The organism is Billgrantia kenyensis (genome assembly GCF_013697085.1).
GTDB lineage: Bacteria > Pseudomonadota > Gammaproteobacteria > Pseudomonadales > Halomonadaceae > Halomonas > Halomonas kenyensis.
In genome coordinates, this window is record NZ_JACEFT010000014.1 from 40,687 (window position 1) to 53,700 (window position 13,014).

Consider the following 13,014-nt stretch of genomic DNA (forward strand, 5'->3'; position numbering starts at 1 on the left):
CGGCTGACGGCGTCAGGGATTTTTGACGTAGGCGTTGGGGCGCAGGTAGAACCACCAGTTGATCACCAGGCACAGCGCGTAGAAGATCGCGAAGCCGTACATGGCGAGCTCGGGGGTGCCGGCACGGATCTGGCCACCCATCACCACCGGGGCGATGAAGGCGCCGTAGGCGGCCACGGCGGAGGTCCAGCCCAGTACCGGGCCCTTCTGCTGGGCGTCGAAGATCACGCCGATGCTGCGGAAGGTGGAGCCGTTGCCGATGCCGCTGGCGGCGAACAGGATCACGAACAGCAGCATGAACAGGGCAAAGTAGCTGTTGGGATCGGAGGAGTTGTAGGCCAGCATCATCACGTAGCCGGTCACCGCCGAGGCCACCACCATGATCACCGAGATCACCTGGGTGACGATGGAGCCGCCCACCTTGTCGGAGACCCAGCCACCGAAGGGGCGGATCAGGGCGCCGACGAAGGGCCCGATCCAGGCCCAGGTCAGGGCGCTGGGGGCATCGGGGTTGACCACGCGGGTGACACTACCGTCCGCGGCCACTTCCATCATGTTGCCGAAGATGACGTTGATCGACAGCGGCAGTGCCGCCGAGAAGCCGATGAACGAGCCGAAGGTCAGGATGTAGAGCACCGTCATCGACCAGGTGTGCTTGTTCGAGAAGATGGCGAACTGCTTCTGGATGTTGGGCTTGATCTCGCCGGGGATCAGGCGCATCAGGGCCAGGGTCAGCAGGATGGTCACCGGCAGGGCCACCCACATGCCCAGCCACTGCAGGGTGACGATGCCCACCACGGTGGCCACGATGCCCACGCCGTAGAGGCCGAGGATCTTTCCGAAGGCCTGCGCCGGCGTGCCCGGGTTGGGCGTGATCGGGCGCAGGTTGTTCATGCCGAACCAGCCGAGGAAGGCCAGCGGCACCAGGAACACCAGCCAGATGAAGCCGGCATTCTGGATCCAGGTTTCGGTGCCGGCATCGATGCGGCCAATCAGAGTGCCGCTGGAGCTCTGCAGCTCCATGGAGCTGCCGGCCAAGGCGCCGAAGAGTCCCACGGTCATCACCAGCGGAATCAGGATCTGCATGGAGGTGACGCCGAAGTTGCCCAGGCCGGCGTTCATGCCCAGGGCGTAGCCCTGCTTCTTCTTGGGGAAGAAGGTCGAGATGTTGCTCATCGAGGCGGCGAAGTTACCGCCGCCGATGCCCGAGAGCAGCGCCAGGACCTGGAACACCCAGAACGGTGTGTCGGGGTTCATCAGCGCGACCCCGGTGCCGAAGGCGGGAATCATCAGCAGCGCGGTGGTGAGGAATACCGTGTTGCGTCCCCCGGCGATACGGATCATGAACGAGGCGGGAATGCGCAGGGTGGCCCCGGAAAGGCCAGCTATCGCGGTCAGCATGAACAGCTGATCGACGCTGAAGGGAAAGCCCAGGTTCTGCATCTGGGTGGTGATCATGCCCCACATCATCCACACCGCGAAGCCCATCAGCAGGCTGGGGATGGAGATCCACAGGTTGCGGGAGGCGACCTTCTTGCCCTCCTGCTCCCAGAACTGTTCGTTTTCGATATCCCAGTGCTCGATGTCGGCATTCTTAGGCTTGCCGGCACCGAGCTTGCCGATATCGGCGCTCGATTTAGCCATGACGTTTCCCCTTGAGTTTCCGCTGACCCCGCTTGCGACATCCGTCCTGACCGGGATCAATTCAGGTTCGGTTGAGGCAAAGATACGCCTCGTGAAAGTGCCGCGAAACCGGATGAAAAAGCTGGAAAATCAGGGAAATACCCCTTGAGAGGTAGCAGGGGTATTAAGCTAAGTCATTGTTTTTTCGACAAGGGGGACAGGCGCGAGGCAAGAAAAAAGCGCCTTGCCGGCGCCTGGAAGTCTTTGGAGGTATCCACACAGAATCGGCTTCCCTATCCCCGTCTATCTGCCGTCGATTCCTTCTTGCACGGCCCAAACCGCGGCCTCCACCCGCGAGCGCAGATTGAGCTTCTTCAGCAGGTGCTTCACGTGCACCTTCACCGTGCCCTCGGAGATGTCGAGCTTGCGGGCAATCAGCTTGTTCGAGAGACCGGCGGCCAGCTCGCGCAGGATCTCGCGCTCGCGCTGGGTCAGGCTGTGGATATCCGGCGTGGCCGGTGCCGTGCGCTGGTTGCGCAGCGCCTCGGCCAGTAGCGCTGTGAGGCTCTCGCTCACCACCATGCGTCCCAGTGCCGCCTGGCGCAGCTGACGCACCATCTCCTCGGGCTCCATGTCCTTGAGCAGGTAGCCGTCGGCACCGCCGCGCAGCGCTGCCACCAGGTCTTCCTCGTTGTCGGAGACGGTGAACATCACGATACGTCCGGCGAAGCCCGACTCGCGCAGTGCCTTCAACGTCTGGATACCGTCCATGCCAGGCATGTTGAGGTCGAGCAGGATCATGTCGGGGTCGAGCTCGGCGGCCAGGCGTACACCTTGCTGTGGCTCGCCGGTATCGCCGACCAGCTCGAGGTCGTCCTCCAGCTCGAGCAGTTGGGCCACGCCGCGGCGCAAGAGCGGGTGGTCGTCGATGATCAGGATACTGGCGGGGGTCTCGCTCACTGACTGGCCCATGGGTCTCAGTTTCCTTGGTCGTGAAGAGTGGGTTCGATAGCCGGTTGGCGGGTGATCAGGCGTGCCGTCTGTGGGGTGAAAATCACTTCCACACAGGTGCCGCCCTCGGTCCGGTTGGAGAGCTTGAGCTCCCCGCTCAGGGTGTGGGCCCGATCGCGCATGATGACCAGCCCATAGTGCATGGGCGGCGAATCGTCGCTCTCGAGGCCCACGCCGTCGTCCTCGATGCGCAGGAAAATGCGCGCCTCGTGGAATTTCACCGTGACGGCGGCCCAGTGCGCCTGGGCGTGCTTGTGGATATTGCTCAACGCCTCGCGGGCGATCTGCAGTACGTGGATCTCCTCGTTGGGGTTGAGCAGGTGGGGCGGCAAGTCGTAATGCAGCTCCACCGGCGCACCCATGCGCTCGGAGAACTCGGCGGTGGTCTGCTGCAGGGCCGACTGCAGGCCGGGGCCCTCGAGCTTGAGGCGGAAGGTGGTCAGTAGTTCGCGCAGCTGGCGATAGGCGCTGTTGAGCCCGGTGCGAAGCTCGTCGAACACCGCCGCCTGCATTTCCCGAGGCGCGTTCTTTTGCTGCATTCGCTCCAGCCTCGCCACCTGCATCTTGAGGTAGGAGAGCGACTGGGCCAGGGAGTCGTGCAGCTCGCGGGCGATGATGGTGCGCTCGTTCATCAGCGAGATCTGCTGCTCCTCCTCGATACGGCGCTGCAGGTAGACCGCCGTGGCCAGCTGGTCGGCCATGGCGTTGAGCAGGCGGCGCACGCTGTCGGAGAGGCGCTCCCCCTTGGGGTGCCATACCTCCAGGGTGCCCAGCATCTCGTCGCCCACGCTCACCGGCAGCAGCACGCAGTCGCCCTCCTCGGTGTCGGTCAGGCGTATGGGCCGGGGGGCGATCAGGCAGGCATGGCAGTCGTGGTCGCGGCAGTAGTCGGGCCGCCGTGCCGCGTGGGTGGCAAGAATCGGAATCGAGCGGTCGTCATGGGGATCATTGAGAGACAGCCGAATGGGGCCGATACCGAGTAGCTCGGCCACCCGGCGCAGCATCGGTGCGGCGCTGGTGCACAGGTCGTTGCCGCCGCCGTAGAGCGAGCGGCTTTCGTCATGCAGCACCTGCATGACCTGATTGCTGCACTCCAGCTCCTGGGTCTTGCGTTTCACCCGTTCCTCGAGATCGGCATAGCTCTCCCCCAGCTCCTGCGACATGGTGTCGAAGGTGCGGCCCAGCATGGCCAGCTCATCGCTGCCCTGAAGCTTGGTGCGCAGGGAAAAATTGCGCCGGGCGGCCTCGCGGGCCAGCACCATCAGCTGGCGCAGCGGTGCTACCAGGTTGTGGCGAATGTCGTAGAGCGCGATGGCGACGACCACGGCCGTCAGCCCCAGGAACAGGATCTGCAGGGCGCTGAGCAGGCGGATCTTGGCCTCGGTGTTCTGCTCGAGCTGATTGACCATGGCGTCGATCTCGCCTACCAGGCCATCCAGGGTGCGGTTGAGCTGCTCGGTGCGCACGTACTGGCTGACTACCGCTTCGCTCACCTGAGGCGCCAGTTCGTTGTGCCAGCGGCTGAGGATTTCGCGGTACTGGCGGCGCAGCTCGTGAGCCTCGGAGACGGGAATCGCGCCGGTCAGCTCGTCGCTGGCAAGGCGTTGCTCGAAGCGCTGCTTGAGTACATGGACCTCGGCACGGTGCTCCAGCGAGGGCACGCGCTCGTAGCGCTGCAGGGCGGCCACGATCTGGTAGGTGTTCATGCGCAGCGAGCCGGCGACGTTGATTGCCGCGGCATCGCCGCGGCTGCCACCGGCGACGGCCATGGTCACCACGATGCTGATCAGGGCCATGGCGCTGATCGCCAGCAGCGAGGCGACGATACGGGCCACGAGGGAGCGTTGCAGCAGTTTCATGTAAGGCGTGAGGTCTCCGGTCCGGTTGAGGCCACTATACCTCAGAGGGTAACCACTATACGCCAACGGAGCTAAGGGCTGAGTCATCCAAAAGAGATACCTCCTATGCCCTTTTGACGCCTTGGCAGGGGGGAACGAGAATCTCTTCGACTTCTCCACGAGACGACCGTTCATGATGACAGTGGAAGGCGGCTCTCAGGCAGGCGTGCAGGTCGACTACCGTTCGCTGGTGGTCGTGCTGCTGTCGCCGCTGGCTTTTGCCCTGGTGTTCGCCAGCTGGACCATCTTCGCCGTGCTGGGCGTCGAGCTGAAGCAGGTACTCCATTTCGGCGAAGTGCAGTTTGCCCTGTTGCTGGCCATGCCGATGCTGACCGGTGCGCTGGCGGCCATGCCCATGGCGGCGTTGGCACGTCGGGCCGGCGGCCGGCGGGTGATGATCGGCAGCCTGCTGCTGATATGCCCGTTCCTGTGGGCGATTGCCTACTCTGACGCCTACCTGCACTTTCTGCTGGCCGGCGCCGGGCTGGGGCTGGGGGCCGGCTCGCTGGCCGCCGGGCTGGTCTACGTCGCCTCGCTATGTCCGCGTCGGCATGCCGGCCTGGCGCTGGGACTCTACGGCGCCGGCATGCTCGGTGCGGGGCTCACCTACTTCCTGTTGCCGTTGATCAGCCAGGCCTACGGCTGGCCCATGGCGCCCAAGCTCTACCTGCTACCGGTGCTGCTGGTGGCGCTTCTGCTGTGGGTATTCGCCGAGGATGCACCGAGGAAGGTCTCCCTATCGGCTGAAGCGCTCGATGATCTCGAGCCCTCGCCCGAGTACGTCCGGGTTTGTCGGCGCTGGCTGCCGCCGCCGGCGGTGTGCCGTCTGGCGCTCTACTACAGCTTCTTCTACGGCGCCTTCGTGGCGCTGGCACTGTGGCTGCCGGGGTATCTGGCGGTGCAGTATCAGCTCTCGCTCAAGCTGGCCGCCTTGTGGGCGTTGGCCTTCACCCTGCCAGGCGGGGTGGGCCAGATCGTCGGTGGAGCGCTGGCCGACCGGCGTGATTTCCGCGACCTGCGCTGGTGGGTCAGCGCCTGCGTCATGGTGTGCCTGTTCCTGCTCTCCTACCCCGACTTCACCATGCAGATCCACGGCGTGCACGGCGACCTGTCGCTGCACTTTTCCATGCCGCTGTACGGCTTCACTGCGCTGCTGGCGGTGATGGGGCTGGCCATGGGCATCGGCAAGGGCAGCCTGATGTGCCTGCTCTACCGCGAGCACGGCGATGACATGGTTCGTTCGGGTGGCCTCGCACTGGCCCTGGGCGGGCTGTTCGCCGCGGTACTGCCGTTGATGTTCGTCTTCGGCAACGAATGGATCGGCATTCGTACCGCGGGATTCATGTTCCTCTATGCCGCACTTGCGGTGTGCATGCTGGCGATGCTGTGGGATAGCGCTCGCGCCCAGGCCGGCACGCGTCACCAGCGGGACTAACCCCCTTTCCCTGGGCCATCTATCACCTTGTGGGTAGAGGGGGTGTATATGGAGGTAACCTGGCAGTAATCCGCTTTTCGATGCTCCAGAATTCGCTTCAAGAACCTGCCCCGGCGGTCGTGTGGAACACGTCGCACGACACGGCAGGCGGGGTGGCCCGGGTGCCACGCAACACTTCAAGAAGCCTGGAGATCGACCATGAGTCACTTCTTAGATCGGCTGAATTTCTTCCGCAAGGCCCGCGAGCCCTTCGCCAACGAGCACGGCGAGACCCGCGAGGAGTCGCGTGGCTGGGAGGACGGCTACCGTCAGCGCTGGCAGCACGACAAGGTCGTGCGCTCCACCCACGGCGTCAACTGCACCGGCTCCTGCAGCTGGAAGATCTACGTCAAGAACGGCCTGGTCACCTGGGAGACCCAGCAGACCGACTATCCGCGCACCCGCCCGGACCTGCCCAACCATGAGCCGCGGGGCTGCCCGCGCGGCGCCAGCTACTCCTGGTACATGTACAGTGCCAACCGCCTCAAGTACCCGCTGATCCGCAAGCCGCTGCTCAAGCTGTGGCGCGAGGCCAAGCAGCAGCACGGCGACCCGGTCGACGCCTGGGCCTCTATCGTCTCCGACCCGGCCAAGACCAAGCAGTACAAGCGTGCCCGCGGCATGGGCGGCTTCGTGCGTGCCAACTGGGACGAACTCAACGAGCTGATCGCCGCCTCCAACGTCTACACCGCCAAGCAGTTCGGCCCCGACCGCATCATCGGCTTCTCGCCGATCCCCGCCATGTCGATGGTCAGCTACGCCGCGGGCAGCCGCTACCTGTCGCTGATCGGCGGCGTGTGCATGAGCTTCTACGACTGGTATTGCGACCTGCCGCCGGCCAGCCCGCAGACCTGGGGCGAGCAGACCGACGTGCCCGAGTCGGCCGACTGGTACAACTCCGGCTACATCATCGCCTGGGGTTCCAACGTGCCCCAGACCCGTACCCCGGACGCCCACTTCTTCACCGAAGTGCGCTACAAGGGCACCAAGACCGTCTCTATCACCCCGGACTACGCCGAGGTCTCCAAGCTCACCGACGAGTGGCTGTCGGTCAAGCAGGGCACCGACGCCGCCCTGGGCATGGCTATGGGACACGTCATCCTCAAGGAGTTCCACCTCGACAAGCCCAGCGCCTACTTCACCGAGTACGTGCGCAAGTACTCCGACATGCCTTTCCTGGTCGAGCTCGAAGCGCGTGAGGACGGCAGCTTCGTGCCCGGCAAGCAGCTGCGTACCAGCGACTTCGACGGCAACATGGGGCAGGACAACAACCCCGAGTGGAAGACCGTGGCGTGGGACGAGCTGTCCGATAGCCTCGTCGTGCCGAATGGCTCCATCGGTTTCCGCTGGGGTGAGAACGAAGAGAACCAGGGCAAGTGGAACCTCGAGGAGCGCAGCGCCGACGGCGCCGAGATCAAGCCGCTGCTGACCCTGGCCGAGCGCCATGACGACGTGGCTCGTGTGGCGTTCCCCTACTTCGGCGGCATCGCCCACGAGCACTTCGACCACGTGGCCGGCAACGAGCTGCTGTTCCACAGCCTGCCCGCCAAGCGCCTGAAGAAGGCCGACGGTACGGAAATTCTCGCCGTCACCGTGTTCGACCTGATGTGCGCCAACTACGGCATCGACCGCGGCTTCGGTGAAGACGACGGTGCCACCTCCTACGACCAGGTCCGCCCCTACACCCCGGCCTGGCAGGAGAAGATCACCGGCGTGCCTGCCGAGCAGGTCGCTCGTATCGCCCGTGAGTTCGCCGACAACGCCGACAAGACCCAGGGTCGTTCCATGGTCATCGTGGGTGCCGCGATGAACCACTGGTACCACATGGACATGAACTACCGCGGCCTGATCAACATGCTGGTCATGTGCGGCTGTATCGGCCAGAGCGGCGGCGGCTGGGCCCACTACGTGGGTCAGGAGAAGCTGCGCCCGCAGACCGGCTGGACCCCGCTGGCCTTCGGCCTCGACTGGCAGCGTCCGCCGCGCCACATGAACTCCACCTCGTTCTTCTACAACCACTCCTCCCAGTGGCGCTACGAGAAGCTCGAGGTCAAGGAGATCCTGTCGCCGCTGGCCGATCCCAGCCAGTACACCGGCAGCCTGATCGACTTCAACGTGCGCTCCGAGCGCATGGGCTGGCTGCCCTCCGCGCCGCAGCTCAACAGCAACCCGCTGCGTCTGGCCAAGGCCGCCGAGGCCGCCGGCATGTCGACCAAGGACTACGCCGTGCAGCAGCTCAAGAGCGGCGAGCTGGCCTTTGCCGCCGAGGACCCGGACAACGAGCAGAACTTCCCGCGCAACCTGTTCGTGTGGCGCTCCAACCTGCTGGGCAGCTCGGGCAAGGGTCACGAGTACATGCTCAAGTACCTGCTGGGTACCCGACACGGTATCCAGGGCAAGGACCTGGGCGAAGCCGGCGGCCAGAAGCCGGAAGAGGTCAAGTGGCACGACGAGGCGCCGGAAGGCAAGCTCGACCTGGTGGTCACGCTCGACTTCCGCATGTCCTCCACCTGTCTCTACTCCGACGTGGTGCTGCCGACGGCCACCTGGTACGAGAAGAACGACCTCAACACCTCGGACATGCACCCGTTCATCCACCCGCTGACCGCGGCCACCGACCCGGCGTGGGAGTCGCGCAGCGACTGGGACATCTACAAGGGCATCGCCAAGGCGTTCTCCGAGGTGTGCGTGGGCCATCTGGGCGAGGAGACCGATCTGGTCACCCTGCCGCACCAGCACGACTCCCCGGCGGAGCTGGCCCAGCCCGAAGTGAAGGACTGGAAGAAGGGCGAGTGCGAGCCGATCCCCGGCAAGACCATGCCGGCGCTGATCGAGGTCAAGCGCAACTACCCGGAAACTTACGAGCGCTTCACCTCCGTGGGCCCGCTGCTCGAGAGCATCGGCAACGGCGGCAAGGGCATCGCCTGGAATACCGAATCCGAAGTCGAGCTGCTGGGCAAGCTGAACTACCGCAAGACCGAAGGCCCGCACAAGGGACGACCGAAGATCGAGTCGGCCATCGACGCCGCCGAGATGATCCTGACCCTGGCGCCGGAGACCAACGGTGCGGTGGCGGTCAAGGCGTGGGGCGCACTGTCCAAGATCACCGGACGCGACCACACCCATCTGGCCACGCCCAAGCACGAGGAGAAGATCCGCTTCCGCGACATCGTCGCCCAGCCGCGCAAGATCATCTCGAGCCCGACCTGGTCCGGCCTGGAAGACGAGCACGTCTCCTACAACGCCGGCTACACCAACGTGCACGAGCTGATTCCGTGGCGCACCGTGAGCGGCCGTCAGCAGTTCTACCAGGATCACCCCTGGATGCGCGCCTTCGGCGAGAGCCTGCTGACCTACCGTCCGCCGATCAACACCAAGACCATCACCGGCTTTACGATGCCGGAGGACAACGGCAACCCGACCAAGGCGCTGAACTGGATCACGCCGCACCAGAAGTGGGGCATCCACTCCACCTACAGCGACAACCTGCTGATGCTGACCCTCAACCGCGGCGGCCCGGTGGTGTGGATGTCGGAGAACGACGCCCAGGAGATCGGCATCGAGGACAACGACTGGATCGAGCTGTTCAACGCCAACGGCGCCATCACCGCTCGGGCCATCGTCAGTCAGCGGGTCAAGGACGGCATGGTGATGATGTACCACGCCCAGGAGCGCCAGGTGAACGTGCCGGGCTCCGAGGTCACCAAGACCCGCGGCGGCATGCACAACTCCGTGACCCGGGTATGCCCGAAGCCGACCCACATGATCGGCGGCTACGCGCAGCTCTCATACAGCTTCAACTACTACGGCACCGTTGGCTCCAACCGCGATGAATTCGTCCTCATCCGCAAGATGAAGAACGTCGACTGGCTGGATGGCGAAGGCAACGACAGCGTTCAGGAGACCGTGAAATGAAGATTCGTTCCCAAGTAGGCATGGTCCTCAACCTCGACAAGTGCATCGGCTGTCACACCTGCTCGGTCACCTGCAAGAACGTCTGGACCAGCCGTGAAGGTCTTGAGTACGCCTGGTTCAACAACGTCGAGACCAAGCCCGGTATCGGCTATCCCAAGGAGTGGGAGAACCAGGACAAGTGGAAGGGCGGCTGGATGCGCCGCAAGGACGGCAAGATCGAGCCGCGCATCGGCGGCAAGTGGCGGGTGCTGGCGAACATCTTCGCCAACCCCGACCTGCCCGAGATCGACGAATACTACGAGCCGTTCGACTTCGACTACCAGCACCTGCATACCGCCAAGCAGGGCGAGCATCAGCCGGTGGCGCGCCCCCGCTCGCTGATCTCCGGCGAGCGCATGAAGAAGATCGAATGGGGCCCCAACTGGGAGGAGATCCTCGGCACCGAGTTCGCCAAGCGCCGCAAGGACAAGAACTTCGAGCAGGTGCAGGCCGACATCTACGGCCAGTTCGAGAACACCTTCATGATGTACCTGCCGCGCCTGTGCGAGCACTGCCTCAACCCGGCGTGCGTGGCCTCGTGCCCCAGCGGCGCGATCTACAAGCGCGAAGAAGACGGCATCGTCCTGATCGACCAGGACAAGTGCCGCGGCTGGCGGATGTGCATCTCCGGCTGCCCGTACAAGAAGATTTACTACAACTGGAAGACCGGCAAGTCCGAGAAGTGCATCTTCTGCTACCCGCGCATCGAGGCGGGCATGCCGACCGTGTGCTCCGAGACCTGCGTGGGCCGCATCCGCTACCTCGGCGTGCTGCTGTATGACGCCGACCGCATCGAGGAAGTGGCCAGCTCGCCGGACGTGCGCGACCTCTACCATCGCCAGTGCGAAATCTTCCTCGATCCCAACGATCCCGAGGTGATCGCCCAGGCCAAGAAGGACGGCATTGCCGACAACGTGATCAAGGCCGCTCAGGAGAGCCCGGTCTACAAGATGGCCATGGACTGGGGGCTGGCGCTGCCGCTGCACCCCGAGTACCGCACTCTGCCGATGGTCTGGTACGTGCCGCCGCTGTCGCCGATCCAGTCGGCCGCCGAGGCCGGCAAGGTCGAGTACGACGGCGTGCTGCCCAAGATCGAGTCGCTGCGCATCCCGGTGCGCTACCTGGCCAACATGCTCACCGCCGGTGAGGAGGAGCCTGTGGTGCTGGCGCTCAAGCGGCTGATGGCGATGCGCGTGTTCATGCGCAACCGTCACGTCGAAGGCAAGCACGACACCGAGGTGCTCGATGCCGTGGGCCTGAGCGAAGCCCAGGTCGAAGAGATGTACCGCTATCTTGCCATTGCCAACTACGAGGATCGCTTCGTGATCCCCACCAGCCACCGCGAGATGGCCACCGAAGCGTTCCCCGAGCGCGGCGGCTGCGGCTTCAGCTTCGGCGACGGCTGCCACGGCGAGAGCAAGCCGAGCCTGTTCAACGGCCGCAAGCAGACCAGCGCCCTGGTCAAGCCCGTCGACGTCTTCGACCCGAAGACCGGTAGCAAGGAGACTCACCATGGCTGAAGCAGCGCTCCAGATGTCCCATGAAGACATGATTCAGCCCGAGCTCGGCATGCGCAGCCTGCGCGTGCTGGCCCGCCTGCTGGACTACCCCACCGAGGCGCTGCAAGGCGCGGTGGATGAACTGATCGAGGCGCTCTACGTCGAGCGCCGCCTCCCGGCGGCGCTGCGGGGTGACCTGATGAGCTGGTGCCAGCGCATCAGCGAGGCCGACCTGCTCGAGCTGCAGTCCGAGTACGTGGCGCTGTTCGACAAGGGCCGTGCCCACTCGCTGCTGCTGTTCGAACACGTGCACGGCGAGTCCCGCGACCGCGGCCAGGCCATGGTCGACCTGATCGACGAGTACAAGGCCGCCGGCTTCGAGCTCGATGCCCGCGAACTGCCCGACTACCTGCCGCTGTTCCTGGAGTACCTCTCCACCCGCAGCGACGAGGAGATCGGCCGCTGGCTGGGCGAGATCCGCCACATCCTGGCGCTGCTCACTGCACGCCTGGAAGAGCGCGGTGCCGATCAGGCCCTGGTGACCCGTGCGCTGCTGGCGCTGATCGGCGCCGAGGAGGACGTCGAAGCGCAGCGTGAAGCCGTGCTCGGCGAGAAACGCGACGACACCCCCGAGGCGCTGGACGAAGTGTGGGAAGAGGAAGCGGTGCGCTTCTCCGCCAAGTCCGACGAGGACTGCGCGCTGCAGTCCGCCGAAGGACGCCGCCTGGCCGAGCGCAAGCGGCAGACCCAGGGCGAGGCGATTCGCATCCTCGACCCGGTCGATGCCGCCAAGAAACACTAACGGAGACCTGTCATGAACTACATCGATTCCCTGCTGTTCGGGCTCTACCCCTACCTCGCCGGCAGCGTCTTCCTGATCGGCAGCCTGCTGCGCTACGACCAGGGGCAGTTCACCTGGAAGACCGGCTCCAGCCAGATGCTGTCGTCGAAGAACATGCGCATGGCCAGCAACCTGTTCCACATCGGCATCATCGTGATCTTCTTCGGCCACCTGGCCGGGCTGCTCACGCCGAGCTGGGTCTACAGCCCGTTCATCAGCGCCGGTACCAAGCAGGTCATCGCCGTGGTGGTGGGCGGTATCGCCGGCGTGATGTGTCTGGTGGGCGGCGCCATGCTGTTCCATCGTCGTCTCACCAACCCGAGGGTGCGTGCCTCTTCCAGCACCATGGACACCGTGATCATCGGCCTGCTGGTGCTTCAGGTGGCGCTCGGCCTGCTCACCATCCTGCCCACACTGGGTCACCTGGACGGCGCCAAGATGCTGCAGTTCTCCGGCTGGGCGCAGTCCATCGTGTTTTTCCAGGGCGGAGCTGCCGCATACCTCGAGGGCGTGGGCCTGATCTACAAGCTGCACATCCTGGTGGGCCTGACCATCATCCTCGTCTTCCCCTTCACCCGTCTGGTTCACGTGTGGAGCGTGCCGATGGGCTACGTGACGCGGCGCTATCAGCTCGTCCGTCGTCGCACCGGCGGGGTCTGACAGGTTCAAGCCGGCTGTGCTCGCTTTGTTTCGCGAGCAATGGCACCACTCAAG

The 13,014-nt window shown here is 64.7% G+C and carries 8 protein-coding genes; 5 read left to right on the plus strand and 3 right to left on the minus strand.

The window, feature by feature from the left end; translation table 11 throughout:
- Positions 1-12: 12 nt before the first annotated feature.
- From H1D44_RS12370 to H1D44_RS12380, 3 genes are all read right to left on the minus strand, one after another.
- Positions 13-1,644 carry an MFS transporter gene (locus H1D44_RS12370; protein WP_181515166.1) on the minus strand — a complete coding sequence of 544 codons (1,632 nt, stop codon included), beginning with the start codon at positions 1,642-1,644 and terminating at the stop codon, positions 13-15.
- 282 nt (positions 1,645-1,926) lie between these two features.
- Positions 1,927-2,595 carry a two-component system response regulator NarL gene (narL, locus tag H1D44_RS12375; protein WP_181515167.1) on the minus strand — a complete coding sequence of 223 codons (669 nt, stop codon included), beginning with the start codon at positions 2,593-2,595 and terminating at the stop codon, positions 1,927-1,929.
- A 5-nt stretch (positions 2,596-2,600) separates the two neighbouring features.
- Entirely contained in the window at positions 2,601-4,493 is a 1,893-nt protein-coding gene (locus tag H1D44_RS12380; protein ID WP_181515168.1) for a histidine kinase, read from the minus strand.
- Between the two features lie 172 nt (positions 4,494-4,665).
- Between H1D44_RS12380 and H1D44_RS12385 the strand changes: the two genes are divergently transcribed.
- From H1D44_RS12385 to narI, 5 genes are all read left to right on the plus strand, one after another.
- On the plus strand, positions 4,666-5,967 hold the full coding sequence (locus H1D44_RS12385; RefSeq protein ID WP_181515169.1) for an MFS transporter: 1,302 nt from the start codon (positions 4,666-4,668) through the stop codon (positions 5,965-5,967).
- Positions 5,968-6,165: 198 nt separating this feature from the next.
- A complete protein-coding gene (locus H1D44_RS12390) occupies positions 6,166-9,921 on the plus strand; it encodes a nitrate reductase subunit alpha (RefSeq protein ID WP_181515170.1) in 3,756 nt (1,251 codons plus the stop codon).
- Positions 9,918-11,480 (plus strand): nitrate reductase subunit beta, encoded by a 1,563-nt coding sequence (gene narH / locus H1D44_RS12395; protein ID WP_181515171.1) that lies wholly within the window; start codon positions 9,918-9,920, stop codon positions 11,478-11,480. Before H1D44_RS12390 ends, narH begins: the two co-directional genes overlap by 4 nt.
- Complete coding sequence (gene narJ, locus H1D44_RS12400) at positions 11,473-12,261, plus strand: nitrate reductase molybdenum cofactor assembly chaperone (protein WP_181515172.1); 789 nt, start codon at positions 11,473-11,475, stop codon at positions 12,259-12,261. The genes narH and narJ overlap by 8 nt, the downstream gene beginning before the upstream one ends.
- Before the next feature lie 12 nt (positions 12,262-12,273).
- Positions 12,274-12,960, plus strand: a complete 687-nt coding sequence (gene narI, locus H1D44_RS12405) for a respiratory nitrate reductase subunit gamma (RefSeq protein ID WP_181515173.1) — start codon at positions 12,274-12,276, stop codon at positions 12,958-12,960.
- Positions 12,961-13,014: the final 54 nt, after the last annotated feature.